General features: G+C 68.2%; 14 protein-coding genes and 1 other RNA gene. 6 read left to right on the forward strand and 9 right to left on the reverse strand.

Annotated features, from left to right (window positions below; all coding sequences use genetic code 11):
- Positions 1-192: 192 nt before the first annotated feature.
- The 3 genes from LL964_RS01905 to sufT all read right to left on the reverse strand — a co-directional run bounded on the left by LL964_RS01905 (position 193) and on the right by sufT (position 3,954).
- Positions 193-1,923 carry a S8 family peptidase gene (locus tag LL964_RS01905; RefSeq protein WP_104584699.1) on the reverse strand — a complete coding sequence of 577 codons (1,731 nt, stop codon included), beginning with the start codon at positions 1,921-1,923 and terminating at the stop codon, positions 193-195.
- Between the two features lie 325 nt (positions 1,924-2,248).
- Entirely contained in the window at positions 2,249-3,334 is a 1,086-nt protein-coding gene (locus LL964_RS01910) for a branched-chain amino acid aminotransferase (RefSeq protein WP_104584701.1), read from the reverse strand.
- 65 nt (positions 3,335-3,399) lie between these two features.
- Positions 3,400-3,954: a putative Fe-S cluster assembly protein SufT gene (sufT, locus tag LL964_RS01915; protein ID WP_104584703.1), complete on the reverse strand. Its 555-nt coding sequence runs from the start codon at positions 3,952-3,954 to the stop codon at positions 3,400-3,402.
- 195 nt (positions 3,955-4,149) lie between these two features.
- Here sufT and LL964_RS01920 point away from each other — a divergent pair, with 195 nt between their 5' ends.
- Positions 4,150-4,569 carry a hypothetical protein gene (locus LL964_RS01920; protein ID WP_104584705.1) on the forward strand — a complete coding sequence of 140 codons (420 nt, stop codon included), beginning with the start codon at positions 4,150-4,152 and terminating at the stop codon, positions 4,567-4,569.
- Positions 4,570-5,039: 470 nt separating this feature from the next.
- Here LL964_RS01920 and LL964_RS01925 read toward each other — a convergent pair whose 3' ends face one another.
- Together LL964_RS01925 and LL964_RS01930 are read right to left on the reverse strand one after the other, a co-directional pair.
- Entirely contained in the window at positions 5,040-6,497 is a 1,458-nt protein-coding gene (locus LL964_RS01925) for an NAD(P)(+) transhydrogenase (Re/Si-specific) subunit beta (RefSeq protein ID WP_104584709.1), read from the reverse strand.
- Positions 6,494-6,799 carry an NAD(P) transhydrogenase subunit alpha part 2 gene (locus tag LL964_RS01930; RefSeq protein WP_104584711.1) on the reverse strand — a complete coding sequence of 102 codons (306 nt, stop codon included), beginning with the start codon at positions 6,797-6,799 and terminating at the stop codon, positions 6,494-6,496. The genes LL964_RS01925 and LL964_RS01930 overlap by 4 nt, the downstream gene beginning before the upstream one ends.
- Positions 6,800-6,912: 113 nt before the next feature.
- On the opposite strand from LL964_RS01930, the gene LL964_RS01935 reads away from it, so the two are divergent.
- The 4 genes from LL964_RS01935 (at position 6,913) to LL964_RS01950 (ending at position 8,819) form a co-directional block, all read left to right on the forward strand.
- A complete protein-coding gene (locus LL964_RS01935) occupies positions 6,913-7,476 on the forward strand; it encodes an RNA polymerase sigma factor (protein WP_104584713.1) in 564 nt (187 codons plus the stop codon).
- The gene (locus LL964_RS01940; RefSeq protein ID WP_104584715.1) at positions 7,473-7,820 is read left to right on the forward strand and encodes a hypothetical protein; all 348 of its coding nucleotides are present in this window, start codon (positions 7,473-7,475) and stop codon (positions 7,818-7,820) included. Before LL964_RS01935 ends, LL964_RS01940 begins: the two co-directional genes overlap by 4 nt.
- Before the next feature lie 5 nt (positions 7,821-7,825).
- A complete protein-coding gene (locus LL964_RS01945; protein ID WP_104585551.1) occupies positions 7,826-8,314 on the forward strand; it encodes a DUF3106 domain-containing protein in 489 nt (162 codons plus the stop codon).
- Positions 8,315-8,743: 429 nt separating this feature from the next.
- A non-coding RNA gene (locus tag LL964_RS01950) (sX9 sRNA) lies at positions 8,744-8,819 on the forward strand.
- A 24-nt stretch (positions 8,820-8,843) separates the two neighbouring features.
- On the opposite strand, the gene LL964_RS01955 is transcribed toward LL964_RS01950, so the two are convergent.
- Together LL964_RS01955 and LL964_RS01960 are read right to left on the reverse strand one after the other, a co-directional pair.
- On the reverse strand, positions 8,844-9,935 hold the full coding sequence (locus tag LL964_RS01955) for an NAD(P) transhydrogenase subunit alpha (RefSeq protein WP_104584717.1): 1,092 nt from the start codon (positions 9,933-9,935) through the stop codon (positions 8,844-8,846).
- 331 nt (positions 9,936-10,266) lie between these two features.
- The gene (locus tag LL964_RS01960; protein ID WP_104584719.1) at positions 10,267-10,866 is read right to left on the reverse strand and encodes a TetR/AcrR family transcriptional regulator; all 600 of its coding nucleotides are present in this window, start codon (positions 10,864-10,866) and stop codon (positions 10,267-10,269) included.
- Between the two features lie 122 nt (positions 10,867-10,988).
- Between LL964_RS01960 and LL964_RS01965 the strand changes: the two genes are divergently transcribed.
- Positions 10,989-11,852: an alpha/beta hydrolase gene (locus tag LL964_RS01965; protein ID WP_104584721.1), complete on the forward strand. Its 864-nt coding sequence runs from the start codon at positions 10,989-10,991 to the stop codon at positions 11,850-11,852.
- A gap of 123 nt (positions 11,853-11,975) precedes the next feature.
- Here LL964_RS01965 and LL964_RS01970 read toward each other — a convergent pair whose 3' ends face one another.
- The gene (locus tag LL964_RS01970) at positions 11,976-14,318 is read right to left on the reverse strand and encodes a DUF1631 domain-containing protein (protein ID WP_104584723.1); all 2,343 of its coding nucleotides are present in this window, start codon (positions 14,316-14,318) and stop codon (positions 11,976-11,978) included.
- Between the two features lie 204 nt (positions 14,319-14,522).
- Complete coding sequence (locus LL964_RS01975; RefSeq protein ID WP_104584725.1) at positions 14,523-16,763, reverse strand: DUF1631 family protein; 2,241 nt, start codon at positions 16,761-16,763, stop codon at positions 14,523-14,525.
- Positions 16,764-17,004: the final 241 nt, after the last annotated feature.

Genomic DNA, 17,004 nt, shown 5'->3' on the forward strand with positions numbered 1-17,004 from the left:
GTCGGATCGGAAAGCGCGTGGGCGATGACGCCCATTCAATGCCTGGCCGGGGGTGGCCGATCAGGCGGCAAGGCGACGCCTGCGCCGGTCGGGACGACAGGCGTGGACGGCACATCGCGAAGAAGGAAGGCGAACGATCCGCGCCTGCCGGACGAACCGGCGAGCGCGAACCGCCCTGTTGCGACGACGGGCTTAGTAGCTGGCCCGCAGGGTCACGCCAGAGAAGCTGCTGTAGGCCTTGACGCGTACGTAGTAGGTTCCCGACGGCGCGCTGATGCTGCAGGTTTCGGCGTTGCCGCTGCGATACGGACGGCAGGTATAGGCGGTATCGGTCGGCGCACTTCCGGCACGCACGTACAGATCCGCATCGCCGGTGCCGCCACTGATCGCCACCGTCAGCGGGCCGCTGCCAGCCGGCACCGCGATGGTGTAGTTCAGTTCCGCACCCGCCGCCGCGGCCAGCCCGGTGACCGGGGTGCCGTTGGTCAGCGTATTGCCACCGCCACCACCACCGCCGCCGCCACCATTGAGCGCGGCGGTGACGGCGGCATCGGCATTGACGATGCCCGCGCCACACCCGCCCGAACACGCGCCCGGCAGCGCGCGCGCGGTGTTCTTCAGCAGGGTCTCCACCGCCGCAGGCGTCAATGCCGTGGGGGCGACCGACTGCACCAGGGCGACCACGCCGGCCACATGCGGCGCTGCCATCGAGGTGCCGTTATAGGACGCGTAGCTGGCGCTGCCCGGCGTGGTGGTACCGCTGTTGAGGGTGGACAGCACCGCCGAACCCGGCGCGGAGACGTCGATGCCCGCGCCGAAATTGGAGTAGCTGGCCTTGGCGCCGGCCGAGGTGGTGGCTGCTACGGCGACCACGTTGTTGCAATTGGCGGGCAGCGCGGTGGAGACGTTGGCCGAACTGTTGCCGGCCGCCACCACCACGGTGGTGCCGCGCGAGACCGCGCCATTGATCGCGTTCTGCATGGTGACCGAACAGGCGCCGGTGCCGCCCAGCGACATGTTGATGACTTCTGCCGGATTCGGATTGGCCGGAACGCCGCTGACGCTGCCGCCGGACGACCAGATGATGGCATCGGAGATGTCCGACAGCGAGCCGCCGCAGCGGCCCAGCACGCGCACCGGAACCACCTTGGCATTGAAGGCGGTGCCGGCCACGCCGACGCCGTTGTTGGTCACCGCCGCCACCGTGCCGGCGACATGGGTGCCGTGCCAGCTGGAATTGGAAACCGGACATCCGGAGGTCGAGTTCCAGTCGCCTTCGTCGGCCGGATTGCTGTCGCGCCCATTGCCGTCGCGCGCGGTTGCCGCGTCGCTGATGAAGTCGTAGCCGGGCAGGATATTGGCGTTGAGGTCGGGATGGCTGGTGATGCCGGTATCGATCACGGCCACCACCACGTTGGCGCCGGTGGACTTGTCCCAGGCCGAACGGATGTTGAGCCCGGCATTGGTGGTGCCGAAGGCCCACTGCTCGGACAGGCGCGCGTCGTTGGGCGTCAGCGTGGCATGCAGCATCTGATCCACTTCCACTGCCTGCACGCTGGGATCGGCAGCCAGCTGGCGCATCAGCGCTTCGGCTTCGACACGGTCCAGCGCGCGATCGGCCTTGACCAGTTCCGGCCCCAGCGCCAGGCGCCTGACCGAATTCAACCCCAGCGCCTTACCGGCCTTGGCCGGCATCGCCCGTGCGGCGGTGCGCAGCGAGGTGCTCAGGGCGGTGGGATTGGCCAGCGCCGTAGCGCCGTCCTTGTAGGTCACGATGAACTTCTGATGGGTCGAGGCGCTGGCCAGGCCATCCAGATAGACCTCGCCGGCGAATGCCGGGGTTGCCAGCAGCAGGGAGGTGAGCGCAGTGGCGCTGACGACGGTGAGCGCGCGACGGCGCTTGCGGAACGACTCGTTCGACATCGAATTCCCTTCCAAATCAAAGAGAACCGCCTTAGCGGTGTAACCGGCAGTGCCCTCTTGGGTCAGTGCCGAGCCCCCGAATCGAGCCCCCTGTTATCGATCCGTTCAGCGAACCTACCGCAACAGAAACGAACTGGACAATACGAATTTGGCATTTTTTGAAACCAAATATCATTTTTGTGACACAGCGCAGCTGTGTTCAGCCCGCTTGACGTATTCAGAGGCGGCCGCCGCGTCGTTTTTGCTGCACAGCAGGTCAGGGCAGGCCAAAAAAAAGCCCCCGCACTGACGCGCGGGGGCCTGTTTTTGTCGCCAGGGTGTCGGCTCAGGACAGACGCACCAGCCAGCCATGGCGGTCCGGGACACGCCCATACTGGATATCGGTCAGCTCCTGCCGCAGCGACATGGTGACCTTGCCCGCCGGCGCGGCGAGATCGCCGACCGCGAATCCATCGCCCTTGAGTTCGCCGATCGGGGTGACCACTGCGGCGGTGCCACAGGCGAATACCTCGGAAATCTCACCGGACGCCACGCCCTGTTTCCACTCGTCGATCGCCACCTTGCGCTCGACCACGCGCATGCCGCGATCGCGCGCCAGCTGCAGGATGCTGTCGCGGGTGATGCCTTCCAGGATGCTGCCGGACAGCTCGGGGGTCACCAGCGTGCCGTCCCGGTAGACCAGGAACACGTTCATGCCGCCCAGCTCTTCGATGTACTTGCCTTCCACCGGATCCAGGAACAGTACCTGCGAGCACCCTTGCGCCTGCGCCTTCTGCTGCGGCAGCAGCGAAGCGGCATAGTTGCCGCCACACTTGGCCGCACCGGTCCCACCCTTGGCCGCACGCGCATAGTCGGTGGACAACCAGATCGACACCGGCGCCACGCCCTTGGCGAAATACGGGCCGGCCGGGCTGGCGATCACGTAGTACGAGGCCTTGTGCGCAGCGCGCACGCCCAGGAAGGCCTCGTCGGCAATCATGAAGGGGCGGAAATACAGGCTGGTCTCCGGTGCCGACGGCACCCAGCCGCCATCCACCGCCACCAACTGGCGCAGCGATTCGACGAACAGGTCCACCGGCAGCTCCGGCAACGCCAGACGGCGCGCGGAGCGCTGCAGCCGCTCGCCGTTGGCCTGCGGGCGGAAGGTCCAGATCGAGCCGTCGGCATGCCGGTAGGCCTTGATGCCTTCGAAGATCTCCTGGCCGTAGTGCAGCACCGATGCGGCCGGATCCAGCTGCAGCGGGCCGTAACCGCGCACCTGCGCGTCATGCCAGCCCTGCTCGCTGTTCCAGGAGATGGCGACCATGTGATCGGTGAAATGCAGCCCGAAGCCGGGCGCGGCCAGGATCACGGACAGTTCGTCGGCCGTGCGGGGCGACGGGGAACGGGTGGAAGCGAAGGACACGGACACCGGCAGATTCCTGTATGGCGGGCGGAAGGACGCAGCGCCACATCGGGTGACATGGCGCGTGACGATCAGAGCATGCCGGTCTCGAGACGGGCCGCTTCGGACATCATATGCCGGCCCCACGGCGGGTCGAACACCAGCTCCACGTCGGCCTCGGCAATGGTCGGGATCATTTCCAGCTTGCTGCGCACGTCGTCGACCAGGATCTCACCCATGCCGCAGCCAGGCGCGGTGAGGGTCATCTTGACGTCCACCCGGCGCTGGTCGTCTTCCTCGCGATGGCCCAGCACCGCCTCGTAGACCAGCCCCAGATCGACGATGTTGAACGGAATTTCCGGATCGAAACAGGTGCGCAGTTGCTGCCACACCAAGGCTTCGACTTCTTCGTCGCTGGCATTGTCCGGCAATTCCAGCCCGGGCGGGGCCTCCTTGCCGATCGCATCGCCATCCTTGCCGGCAATGCGGAACAGATTGCCCTCGACGAACACGGTATAGCTGCCACCCAGCGCCTGGGTGATGTAGCCGTAACTGCCTGCGGGCAGGGTCACCGAATCGCCCTGCGGCACCATGACGGCATCGCAATCGCGTTCGAACTGGACGGGTTCGCTGCTACGGGAATACATGGGCTGGATATGGGGCCGCGCCGGACGCGCGCAAGTCGGCCATTCTAGCCGACCAGGGCGATGCCGCTGCCGGTCGCGCCGCCGACGCTGCATTCCATCTGAAACACAGTCATCTGCAGCCAGCGTGACTCACGCCGCCAATGCAGCGCAAAACACGCCTTGCGCTCTATCATGTGTGCACTGTCAGGAGCCCCAATGCCGCCCACCTCCGCGTCCGCCAGAAGCGCCCACTGGCTCTGGCCCCCGCTCCTGTTGCTGGGAAGCGTCACCGCCCTCATCGCCTGGCTGCTGATCGCCCTTGCGCTGGGCAACCAGGCCGGCTGGATGGCCCTGCTGGTTGCGTTGGAAGTGGTCTGGATGCTGCGCCTGGGCACCTTGCGCGCGGGCCGGTTGCGCATCGGTGTGGCAGTGGCGACCACCACATTGATCATCGTCGGCGCCAACTGGGGCATCGCTTCGGCGCAACTGGGCGGGCCGCTGGGTCTGGACCCATGGACCTCCGCGCAGAAAATGGGCCCCGGGCTGGCCTGGACCCTGCTGCAACTGGCCAACAACGGTTTCGACCTGCTGTGCTACGCCACCGCGCTGGTGCTGGCGTGGTGGGCTGCGCGCTGAGCCGGGCGCGTTGAAAAGCGCTGCGCGTTTGCTGCGGGGCCCTTGCCCGCTCACCATCGCAGGACACGCTGCAAGTACGTCCATGCAAGCTCCGTGGCGGCATCCATGCCGCCAAGGGTCCCGCGACGGTGAGTGGGCAAGGACCAGTCATGTTGGTAGGTGTGCAGAGCGTTCAGAAGAGCAGCAAGCAAACTGCGCAACGCGGTGCCTTTATTCTTGGACAAAGCAATCAGCCAACTGTCTGGCGCGGTGTCCTTGCCGATTGCGGGACGCTGTGGCGGCATGGATGCCGCCACGCAGCCTCCAGGGACGGATTTACGGCGTGTCCCGCGAGCGGTGAGGGCACCGCGCCTTCGACTCACCCGGCTTTTGATCCGAGCGTGTAAAACGCACCCGCTAACGCCGCAACGGCAAACGATGCCCCGTGTTTGCCTCGAGCATTCGAGCGCACCTGGCAACCCATCCAAATCTCAATGCCCGCCCCCATCCAGCGCCTTCAGCTCGCTGACCAGCGCACCGGCGGCTTCCGCTCCATCGCCATACAGCATGCGGGTGTTGTCGGCGTAGAACAGCGCATTTTCGATGCCGGCGAATCCGGTCCCCTTGCCGCGCTTGATCACCACCGTGTTCCTTGAATTGACCACGTCCAGGATCGGCATGCCGTAGATCGGACTGGCCGGATCGGTCCTGGCCACCGGGTTGACCACATCGTTGGCACCGATCACCAGCGAGACGTCGGTGCTGGCGAATTCCGGATTGATGTCGTCCATGTCGGCGATCAGGTCGTAGGGCACGCCGGCTTCGGCCAGCAGCACGTTCATGTGCCCAGGCATGCGCCCGGCCACTGGATGGATGGCGAATTTCACCTTCACCCCGCGCGCGATCAGGCGCTGCGCCAGCTCCCAGATCTTGTGCTGCGCCTGCGCCACCGCCATGCCGTAACCGGGCACGATCACCACCCGCTCGGCGAAGGCCATCATCGCGGCCACGTCGCCTGCTTCGATCGGCTTCTGCGCGCCGCTGATCTCCTGCGCCTGCCCACCGCCGCCGAAATTGGAGAACAGCACGCCACTGATCGGCCGGTTCATCGCCTTGGCCATCAATCGGGTCAGCAGGATGCCGGCCGCGCCCACCATCATGCCGGCGATGATCAATGCCTCATTGCCCAGCACGTAGCCCTCGAACGCCACCGCCAGGCCGGTGAAGGCGTTGTACAGCGAGATCACCACCGGCATGTCGGCGCCGCCGATCGGCAGCGTCATCAGCACGCCCAGCGCCAGCGCCACCACGAAGAAGGCGATGATCGCCATCGGCTGCAGGCTGCTCGCCGCCCAGCCACCCAGCACCACCATGGCCAGCGCCACCACCAGATTGAAGGCCTGCTGGCCGGAGAAGGCCACCCGCCGGTCGAGCCGGCCGTCGAGTTTGGCCCAGGCGACGATCGAGCCTGACAGCGACACCGCACCGATCGCCGAACCGATCACCGCCAGCAGCACCGTGGTGGTGTCCGGCCGGCGTGCGGCCAGTTCGGCGATGGCCTGTGCGCTCCAGTGCGCGGTATCGCGGTTGACGAAGAACGAAAACCGCAGCAGCTCCACCGCCCCGATCGCCGCCGCCGAGCCGCCGCCCATGCCGTTGTACAGCGCCACCATCTGCGGCATGTCGGTGATGGCCACCTTCTTGGCCGACCACCACGCCACCCCGGTGCCGATCGCCAGCGCGGCCAGGATCAGCGGCACGTTGTGCAATTCGGGGAGCAGGAACGTGGCCCCGGTGGCGATCAGCATGCCCAGGCCGGCCCAGCGGATGCCGCTGCGCGCGGTCAGTGGCGAGGCCATGCGTTGCAGGCCCAGCAGGAACAGGGTGGCGGCCACCAGGTAGCTGGACTTCACCAGCCACGACAGCAACTCGGGCGTGGACACGTTCACGGCGCCTCCCCGCCCGGCGGCTTGCGGCTGGACTTGAACATGTCCAGCATGCGCTCGGTCACCACATAGCCGCCGGCCGCATTGCCGGCGCCCAGCGCCACCGCCACGAAGCCCAAGGCTTTTTCCAGCGTGGTGTCGGCGTGTCCCAGCACCACCATTGCCCCGATCAGCACGATACCGTGGATGAAATTGGAGCCGGACATCAGCGGCGTATGCAGGATCACCGGCACCCGCGAGATGATGACATGGCCGGCGATGGCCGCCAGCATGAAGATGTACAGCGCTACGAAACCGTCGCTCATCGTCTCTCGCTCCACTGGCCGGTGCGGCCCACCGATCATACCCATCCAACGGGCCTGTCAACCGAATCGGCACTCGGCCGTTGACGCCATATCGTCCTCACGGAAGCTACGCTGTGCTGGTGGGAACCCCTTTCGATCCGCAGCCTGCCGTCCCGGCCGCCGCCGCACCCGTCTCGCTGGATGCGTTTCTGGCCGGCATCGGCCCGCGCGCATTCCGCTTCGCCGAGGCCGGGCTGCGTCATCGCGAAGACGCGCTGGATGCGGTACAGGACGCCATGGTGAAGCTGCTCGGCTACCGCGAGCGCCCGGCCGAAGAGTGGACGCCGCTGTTCTGGAGCATCCTGCGCAGCCGCATCATCGACCTGCAGCGCCGGCGCAGTTTCCGCCTCAAGTTCTGGGCACCGGCCGAGCGCGCCGATGACGAAGGCCCGATCGACTGGGCCGACCCCGGCATCGGCCCGGTTGGCGAGCAGCAGCACCAGCAGGCCTACCAGCGGCTGGTGCACGCGCTGCGCGGCCTGCCGGCACGCCAGCGCGAAGCCTTCACCCTGCGGGTGCTGGAAGAGCTGGATGTGGCCACCACCGCCAAGGCGATGGGCTGCTCCGAAGGCTCGGTCAAAACGCACCTGTCGCGCGCCCGCGACGCATTGCAAAAACAGTTCGAGGATTTCCTGTGAAACGCTCCAACGATCCGGCCCAGTTCGATGCGCAGCTGCGCCAACTGCACGCCACTGCGCTCGGCAGCCTGCCGCCGCAGACGCTGGCACGCCTGCGTCAGGCCCGCCACACCGCGCCGGTCAGGCGCATGCGCCGCCATTGGCTGCTGGCCACAGCCTGTTCCGCGCTGCTGGCGGTTGGTATCGGCCTGCAATTGCAACCGAGCGTCGACACGCCGCCGCAAGCGGCACCGTCCGAGGCGATCGCCGACACCAGCGCCGGCGCCGAGACCGACGACCTTCTTTCGCAGAACCCGGACCTGTATGTCTGGCTCGGGTCCGACTCCGCACTGGCCATGGAATGAACACGATGACCCGCACCACCCGCCTGCTGCTGACCCTGTTGCTTTGCGTCGGGCCGTGCGCGCCGTTGCTGGCGCAGGACCGCCCGGCAGGACCGCCGGGGCCGCCGCCGCTGGACGGCCCCGGACCGCGTGGCCCAGGCCCGCGCAACGAGACGCCGATGCCGGAGTGGGACCGGCTCACCCCGCAGCAGCGTCAGGTGCTGATCGACGCCCTGCGCGAACGCTGGAACGACGTGCCCGAAGAACGCCCGCGGATGTATCGCCATGCAAGCCGCTGGCTGGACATGACGCCCGAGCAGCGCAAGCAGGCCAAGGCCGGCATGGACCGCTTCCGCAACATGAGCCCGGAACAGCGCCGCGAGGCCAGAGCGCTGTTCCAGCGGATGCGCACGCTCAACCCCGAGCAGCGCAATGCATTGCAGCAACGCTGGCAAAAGATGAGCCCTGCCGAACGCAGCACCTGGTTGCGCGAGCATCCGCCGACGGACGATTGAGCGTGCCGCCGGGGCGTGTGCCTGGCTGAGGCGGCTTTCTCCGGCAGACTGGACAGCTGCGGTCGCGGTTGGCCAGCACCGATGCGTCGTGGCAATGCTGACGATCATGCATTCGGCGTGGATCCTGTCTCGCGCAACGGGCGGTTGCCGCCGAGCGCTGTGCGTGTCCGCCGCCGAGCGCGATGTATGTCCGGCAACTGGCGCAGTGGTTGTTCGTTGACGGACGAGGCCGCAAGACCGGGCGACTTCGCACCTCGCACCGCGCACTGCTACGGCATGGCCGTCCGGGATGCAGCCGACTGCACCTGCGTCAAGTGCGCTCGCGCCACACGCCTGCATCCGGAGCCACCCGCCAGCGCTTGAATAAGAGCAGCTAACAGAACGGCTGCGCTCCCCGCCAGGCGGGCGCGGCCGGTGCTCGGAATCGGCATGTACCACTCGTACACTGCGGTTCCTCCGCGCCGTCCACACCCACCGGACGACCGCTCGCTACGTTCTGTTAGCCGCTCTAAGTCTACGTACTGACGCGTCACGCAGCAGGCGCTGCCGACCAGCGCGTCCTGGCCAGCAGTTCGTCGTCCCAGTCGAACGCCAGCGCGCCATCCTTGATCACCAATGCCGCGAACGCATAGACGTTGCGCGCGAACATTTCGCTGGCGTGCACCGCGCCCTGGCTGGCGAGGTTGAGCGGCCCGGCGATCGCCACGCCGTCCAGGTCATAGGTTTCGCCGGGGCGGGTGGCCGCGCAATTGCCGCCGGTTTCCGCGGCCAGGTCCACGATGACGCTGCCGGCGCGCATGCCGTGCACCATCTCGGTGGTCACGATCTTCGGCGCGGGCCGCCCCGGCACCGCCGCCGTGCAGACCACCACATCCACGCCCTTGAGGTGTTCGGCCAGGCGGCGCTGCTGTTCGGCGCGTTCGTCGTCGGTGAGTTGCCGCGCATAGCCGCCCTCGCCGGCGGCGCTGACGCCCAGATCGAGGAAGCGCGCGCCCAACGAGGCGATCTGCTCGCGCGTCTCCGGGCGCACATCGAAGCCTTCCACCTGCGCGCCCAGCCGCTTGGCGGTGGCGATCGCCTGCAGTCCGGCGACCCCGGCACCGATCACCAGCACCTTGCACGGACGCATGGTGCCGGCCGCGGTCGTCAGCATCGGGAAGAAGCGCGGCGCAAGCTGCGCGCCGATCAGGACCGCCTTGTAGCCGGCCATGCCGGCCTGCGAACTCAACACGTCCATGGCCTGCGCGCGCGTGGTACGTGGCAGCCGCTCCAGCGGGAACACGATCAACCCGCGCTCGGCAAACGCCTGCGCGCGCGCCGGGTCCGCATCGGGCGACAGCATGCCGATCACCACCGTCTGCGGCCTGCATTGCAGCAGCAGCTCGGTCGGCGGCGCCTGCACGCAGAGCACCATATCGGCCAGGGCGAGACTCTGCGCATCGGCCACGTGCGCACCGGCGGCGACATAAGCCGCCTCGTCCATGCTGCTGGCGCGGCCGGCGTCCGGCTCGATCCACACGCTGGCGCCAAGCGCGACCAGCTTTCTGACCGTTTCCGGCGTTGCCGCCACCCGGCGTTCGCCCGCCGCCCGCTCTTTCAGCACCAGTACCTGCACAGCCATGGTTGCTCCGGTCGCACGCCCAGTCGCCGCGATGCTAGCAGAGCGCAGCGCGTGGGCCGGCGGTGCGCTCGTGCGTATTGCAGCCGGTATGCAGCCGGCAGGTCTGACGCCCTCACTCCCGCTGGCTGTTCGCGGCACGACAACGCGTCGGGCATCGGAGCGCTGCGGCACCGGTGCCCGCGTGCCTGCAGGGCAGCACTGTGATCCCGCCGGCGCCGTACGTCCGAGCCGATGGGACAATCGTGGATGAAGCGCCCTGCTCCGGCGCGCCACCGGGCATCCGCGGTCTGCGGCGCTCCGGCCGCCGGCAGACCACGGACGTTGGACCGCGCTACGGCTCGAGCAAGCCCTTCAACAATGGCGCGAACAGGACCTCGGGGGGCATCGCGGACAGCGCCTCGTGCTTGCGATCGATCGCCAGCGATGCATAGCCATGCACCGCGCTCCAGGCCAGCAACGTGCGTTGCTCCAGCAGTTCGCGGGCCGGAGCGCTGCCGTGACGTGCGATCCATTGCGCCCGCAGCGTCTCGCGCAGGCACGCCATGGCCGCCCCGCTGGCCTGCACCAGCCGTGGCAGGGTGCGCGCCCGCACATCCAGACCCAGCATCATCCGGAACTGCTGCGGAAACGCGAGTGCGAAGCGGATGTAACCCAGCCCGCCTCCCAGCAACGGATCGGCCGACTCCCGCTGGGTGGCCACGATGCAGTCGAGCATGCGCTCGTAGCCATCGGCGGCCAACTCCGTCAACAACCCTTCCAGCGAACCGAAGTGGTGGGCCGGCGCAGCGTGCGAAACCCCGGCCCGGCGCGCGCATTCGCGCAGCGTGAGCCCGCGCAAGCCGGATTCGCCAAGCAGCTCCCAGCCGGCGCGCCGCAACGCGGCAGGCAGGTCGCCATGGTGATACGCCGTCGGGGTCTGTGCTCGCGCCATCGGCATTCGCTTATCGGGACTCCAGTGCAGCAGATAATCTTGACGCTGACAAGTTTTCAGCGCCAGACTTGCCCGCATCTTGCCATCGACAAGATTGACGCTCCCCATCACCAGGAACCTCCATGAGTTTTCCCATTGCCAGGCTGCGCGCGCGTCTGCTGCGCCTCGTACTGGCCGGCGCCAGCCGACTGGCGCCCGGCCCGACTGGTCGCTATCTGGCCCGCCGTTTCGTCACCCCAGCTCCGTCCGGACGCCGGCAGGCAGCCGCCATTGCCGCCACACTGGACGATGCACAGCGGCAGAGCCTGGGCATCGACGGCCTGGAGATCGCGGTGTACCAATGGGGCGATCCCGCACAGCGGCCGTTCGTGCTGCTGTCGCACGGCTGGGCCAGCTACGGGCTGCGGTTTGCCGCCTGGGTGCCGCAGTTGCGCGCACTTGGCTACGCGGTGGTCGCCTTCGACCAGGCGGCGCACGGGCTGAGCGGCGGGCAGATCAGCAATCTGCCGCATTTTTCGAAGATCCTCGGCCAGATCGGCCGCCACTTCGGGCGCCCCGCCGTGTTCATCGGTCACTCGTTGGGAACGGCTGCGGCGGTGTTCGCCGACGATCCGGCATGGCGGCCGGCGCGCTATGTCATGATCGCCCCGCTGGTGGCGCCGGCCGGCAGCGCCAGGCGTCAGTTTCAGGCGGCGGGCATCGCGCCTGCGGCCTTCGCACCCTTCGAGACCTGGCTGATCCAGTTGATCGGCGCCTGTTTCGCCGATTTCGACGCCACCGCGCGCCTGCCGCAGTTCGATCGCCCGGCGCTGATCATCCACGACCGCCGCGATCGCGAAACGCCGTGGGAAGAGGGCGCCCGCTTCGCCGCCCTGTGGCCGGGTGCGCAGTTATTCAGTACGGAAGGGCTCGGGCACAATCGCATGGTCGATCACCCCTCGGTGATTGCGCGGGCCCTGGACTTCATCGGGCCGGCGGCGCCGTAACCGCGTGCGCGATCCGGCGCGTGCGCCGACTGCGATCGCCGTCAGCGCGCGGTGTCCTGTGCGGACCGCGCGTTGTTGCGCCATCGGTCCGCATCATTCGCCCACGCCGCGCCGGGACGGCGCTCAATGCACCGTGCTGTTGGTGTGCAGCGGATCCAGTCGGTCGATCACGCCCTGCATCGCGCTGTCGAACGCACCGTCGTTGATGTGTTCGCGCAGGCGACCCAACCGCACCATCACCGCCAATTCTTCCGGCGACGCCACGCAGAAACGCACGCCGCGCCGGTTGACGAACAACAGGCGCTGCGAGATCGGGCTCACCCACGACAGCTTGCCCGCCTGCACCTTGCCGTCCTTGTCGACGAAATCCAGCCAGGTGCCGATATCCATCGCGCGGAAACGCTCGGCGTCGGCGCTGTCGGTGCTCTGCGCCACCGCTTCGGCGCCCAGTACCACACTGACGCTTTCGGCCGCCGGTGGCGGCAGGTTGACCTGCGGCAGTTCCGGCAATGCCTTCTCCAGTTCCGGGCGCGCCTCGGCGATCGCCTGCAAGGTATCGTGCAGCGCGGTGATCGCCACCACTGCCGCATCCCCGTGCAGGCCAACGCTGGCGAAAACGCGGTGCAGGGCCGGCTGCCAGACCTGCAGCCACGGCTTGCCGATGATGTGGCGGCGCGCCTCGCCCAGCTCTTCTAGCACCCCATCGGCCAACGCCAGCGCTTCCAGCGTGCCCGGACCTTCTTCGCCGTCGCGCAGGATCGCCATGGTCAGATGGTGCAACCAGGGTTGACGCAGGAAATCCTCGACCGCCTTGGGCAGGCCCGCACCGTCGGGGACGCGCTGCTCCAGTTCCGCCAGCGCGCGACCACGCGCCAGCTCCAGCTTCTCCTGCCCACGCTGGGTCTCGGTGGCGCGACGCTCGGCGATTTCCACCCGCCGGCGGTGCTGGGACAGGAAATCGCGGAATTCCTCTTCAAGGGTCAGGAAGATGGCCAGGTTCTCGTTGAACTCGGCCACCAGCCGGTCGACGATCTCCTCCACCTTGCCCATCAGTACGCGCTCGGCCGGGCTGTCGCCGGTGTTGCCTTCGCAGGCCTCGGCCAGCGAATTGAGCAGGCGCCGCGCCGGATGGGTCTTCTGCACGAACATCTTGCGGTCCAGCAGCGCGACCTTGACGAACGGCACCACCAAGCGGCCGATCATCTCGCGCGAGCGGCTTTCCAGGTCGCGCTCGTCCAGCATCACGTCGAACAGCATGCCGACCAGATCGATGGCGTCTTCGTCCATCGGATCGAGTTTTGCGGTGGCCGGGTCCACGCCCAGCCGCGTGGCGCTGTTGAGTACTTCGTTCTTCAACCGCTGCGCGAGCGATTCGTTGTCGTCGCCGATCGCCGCCTGCAGGGTCGCGCTGGGCGTGGCCTGCAGCAGCGACAGCACCGACATCATTTCGCGCTGGCTCAACGGGCGCTGCTGACCGACCGCCACCGACGCGGCAGACGCGGCGCTGTCGCGCACGTTGCGGGTCTGCTGCAGCAGCTCGTGCAGCGCATCCAGCAGCATGCCCTGGCTACCGCCGGGATGATCGGCATCGCCACCGTCCACGCCGCCGGCTCCGACACCCTCGGCATGACCGCGCTGGGCGGCCGCCTGCATGCGCCCGCGGCTGTGCGCCCAGCGGTCCAGGAAACGGTTGGCCCAGGCCGGCGCGTACTGATCGCTCGAATCGTCGCCATCGCCACCCTGCATTTCGGCCTGTGCCTCGGGCGCGGCGCCACGCGCGGGCACGCGCGGCGGCGGGCGCTTGGGCTGGGAGATCTCGGGCATCACCCCGGCCTTGGCCAGGGTCTCGTCCAGCCGCGCATACAGCTTGCCGATCGGCTCGGCCAGATCGCGCTCGCACAGCTTGATCAGCACCAGGCGCACTTCCGGCGCCAGGTCGCAGGTGGCGAAGGCTTCATGGATGGCCACGCCCAGGTGTTCCGGGCCGAACGGATTGGTGTCGGCCACCAGTTCCAGCCCGCCGGCGATCCAGCCCAGCCGGCGATCGACCCGTGCCAGCACCTGCTTGAAATCGCGCAGCAGCACCGTGGCCAGGTTGCGCACCGCCAGCCGCGACTCGAGCACGTGTTCGGGCACCAGGCTCAGTGGACCCACCCCCATGTCGCCCGCCAGCACCACCTCGGCCGACAACGGTGTTCCCAACAGCAACGCCTGCCAGCCGTCTTCGAGCTGTTGGCGAAATCGTGTCGCCACTTCCTCGCGCTTGCGCCGCAATTCGCGCATGCCATCAAGGAACAGCAATTGCGAGGTGCCAGCCGATTCGGCGCGATCGAACAGCACATCGTCGAAGTGTGCCACTGCAGCAGCGAATACCTGCGCGAGCGCCGGCACGAACACGTCGTGGGCCTGCTCGAGCAAGCGTTGGTCACGGCCCGGGTGTCCCGACGGACTGGGCTGGAAGGTCATGCGCAAAGGCTCCCCGCCTCTGCAGGCGTGAAAATTTTCAACCGAGAAGTAACAGACGCGGCCCCAAATTCCGCCCACGCATGGTAGGCGTTTCGCTCGACCGCTAAGTGTGACACATATCCCACTTTACTCGTGACCGCCCAGGGATGCCGTTCGGACAGCCATCCTAGCCCGCAACGCCGTGGTGGAGCCTGCCTTCGATCGTCATACCCCGGCTGGGGTTAAGCGTTCAGCGTGCTGGCGGTCGAGCCCGTCGATCACGTCCTGCATGGCGCCGTAGAAAGCATCGTCCTGCCGATGCAGCCGTACCCGTTCCAGCCCGACCATCATCGCCAGTTCTTCGGGCGAAGACACGCACAGCCGACCGCCACGTCGGTTGACGAACATCAGCCTTCCGGAAATCGGGCTGATCCACGAGAGTTTGCCGGCCTGCACACGTCCGGCGCGATCGACGAAATCCAGGCTGGTGCCGATCGGCAGGGCGCTGAAAAAGTCGGCGGTGATGCGATCGAACTGCAGGGGTGTGTCGGCATCGAGTAACGGCGGCAGCGGATCGGCAGCGGGCTCGGCCGGCCCCTGCGGCAGGTCCGATGCGATCGTCATCGAGCCCGGCACCTCCGGAGTGGAGGCCACGGATTCCGGACCCAGCGCGCGTTGCAGCTCCCGTATCGCCTGCTCGACCATCGGCGGTGCCAGCCCCGCCAGCGCACCGACCTGCCGCAGTGGCGCATGCAGTTCCTCCAGCCCGTCCTCGGCGCGACCCACCCGATCCAGCACCGCATCGCCCAACGCCAGCGCGGCATCCAGCACCGGGCCGGTGCCATCGCCGCGCAAGGCGGCCTGCTGCACGGCGGGATGCCAGATGCGGCTGAGGAACTGCTCGACCGCCGGTGGCAGCGGTCCGCGCGCCAACCGTTCGGCCAGCGCGCGCGAGGCCATGTCGCGGGCACGCTCGCGGCGCTCGTCGGCGCGCTGCAATTCGTTGGCGCGGCGCTCGGCGATCTCCACCCGGCGCCGGTAGTGCTCATGCGCGGCGCCGAATTCGGCCTCCAGCGCCAGGAACACCGCCGGATGCTCGTCGAAATCGCGCACGATGGCAGCCACCACCGCGGCCGCCTGCGCCAGCAAGCCCTGTTCGGCAGCCGTCTCGCCAGCATTGCCATCGCAAGCGTCCACCAGCAGATTGAGCAGACGCCGCGCCGGGTGGCCGTCGCGCACGAACAGATGCCCGTCGAGCATTGCCAGCTTGGCCATCGGCACCAGCAACTGCCCGAGCAGGCCGCGCTGGGCCGCCGACAGCTGGCTCTGGGCCAGGATCGCTTCGAACAGCAGCGCGATCAGATCCAGCGCATCGGCATCGCTCGCATCGAATCGGCTGCTGGCCGGATCCACGCCCAGCGAGCCCGCCGCACGCCGGAGTTGCGCGCGCAGTCCACGCGGCAACCCCATCCCGACCCCCTCGATGCCCTCGAAACCGCCGCCGGGCATGGTCTGCAGCAGCGACAACGCCGACACCACTTCGCGTGGCGACAGCACGCGCTGATCGCCCACCACTGCGGCGTCGACCTCCGGTTCGCGTGCCTGCCGGGCTTGCTGCAGTCGCCGGTGCAATGCCGCTGGCAGCACCTCGCGATCGCCGCGCACGTGCACGTCGATCGCCTCGACCCCGGCCAGCGCGCCCTGCCCGCCCGCCCAATCGGCGAAGAAGCGCGCGATCCAGTCCGGCGCGTCGGTCACAGCGTCGCTGTTCGCCCGACCCGGCCGCGGGATGCCGCTGCGGCGCTGCCGGGCCTGCGGCAGCTCGCGCAGGCGTGCGACCTGCGCCAGCGCCTGTTCGAGCTCGGCGTAGCGCTGCCCCACACGCGGCATCAGTTGCTGCTCGCAGACCTTGAGCACCGCCAGATGCACCTTCGCCGTCAACGTCACGCCCTGGAGCGCCTCGTACAACGCAACCCCCAGATGCTCCGGACCGAACGGATTGCTGTCGCCATCGATACGCAGCCCGCCGGCGATGAAACCGAGGTAGCGGTTGAGCCGCATCAGCTCCGGCCGCCACCGATGTTGCAGCGCGCCGGCCAGGTTGCGTACCGCCAGCCGCAGCTCCAGATCGTGTTCGGGTAACAGGGTCAGTCCAGCGGCGCCGCGCGCCAGGGTGCGTTCGGCCGACAGCGGACGCCCCGACTCCAGCCCCTGCCAGGCTTTGGCCAGATGCGCGCGGAATCGCGCGGTGATCGGCTCGCGCTGCCGGCGCAGCGCCTGAATCGCCTCCAGGAAATCGTTCTGATCCCTGCCTGCGTCGGCGGCCAACTGGAACAGCGCCTGCGCCAGCACGTCCTGCACGTCGATGAACGCATCGGCCAGCGGCACCAGTACGAGATCGCGCACCTGATCGAGCAACTGCGGGTTGCGGCTGGGCAGCGGGTCGGTGGAAACGAACTGGGTCATCGGACGACGCACGCAACGAAACGAGGGGGGGCGGATACCCTGCGGCAAGCGGGGTCAGGCGGGTGCGAACGGCGCCCGGGGTTGCAGTGTACGTGGGCTGCGGCAGGGTACCGCGCGGTGTATCGGCCCGACCGCATGCCGCCGCCGGCATCGGGTGCGTACAGGCACGCCGGGCCTGCCCGGTGCGTACCGTCGCGTGCGGCGGCCGTTGGGTAGCGCCCGTCTATACTCGCCGCATTCG

Source organism: Xanthomonas melonis, from assembly GCF_020783655.1.
GTDB lineage: Bacteria > Pseudomonadota > Gammaproteobacteria > Xanthomonadales > Xanthomonadaceae > Xanthomonas > Xanthomonas melonis.

What these genes read in the sequence shown, in the direction of transcription:
- LL964_RS01930 (WP_104584711.1), bottom strand. Translation starts at nt 6,799, where the DNA reads ATGAGCGACGGTTTCGTAGCGCTGTACATCTTCATGCTGGCGGCCATC.
- LL964_RS01955 (WP_104584717.1), bottom strand. Translation starts at nt 9,935, where the DNA reads ATGGCTGTGCAGGTACTGGTGCTGAAAGAGCGGGCGGCGGGCGAACGC.
- LL964_RS01945 (WP_104585551.1), top strand. Translation starts at nt 7,826, where the DNA reads ATGACCCGCACCACCCGCCTGCTGCTGACCCTGTTGCTTTGCGTCGGG.
- LL964_RS01970 (WP_104584723.1), bottom strand. Translation starts at nt 14,318, where the DNA reads ATGACCTTCCAGCCCAGTCCGTCGGGACACCCGGGCCGTGACCAACGC.
- LL964_RS01975 (WP_104584725.1), bottom strand. Translation starts at nt 16,763, where the DNA reads ATGACCCAGTTCGTTTCCACCGACCCGCTGCCCAGCCGCAACCCGCAG.
- sufT (WP_104584703.1), bottom strand. Translation starts at nt 3,954, where the DNA reads ATGTATTCCCGTAGCAGCGAACCCGTCCAGTTCGAACGCGATTGCGAT.
- LL964_RS01960 (WP_104584719.1), bottom strand. Translation starts at nt 10,866, where the DNA reads ATGGCGCGAGCACAGACCCCGACGGCGTATCACCATGGCGACCTGCCT.
- LL964_RS01920 (WP_104584705.1), top strand. Translation starts at nt 4,150, where the DNA reads ATGCCGCCCACCTCCGCGTCCGCCAGAAGCGCCCACTGGCTCTGGCCC.
- LL964_RS01965 (WP_104584721.1), top strand. Translation starts at nt 10,989, where the DNA reads ATGAGTTTTCCCATTGCCAGGCTGCGCGCGCGTCTGCTGCGCCTCGTA.
- LL964_RS01905 (WP_104584699.1), bottom strand. Translation starts at nt 1,923, where the DNA reads ATGTCGAACGAGTCGTTCCGCAAGCGCCGTCGCGCGCTCACCGTCGTC.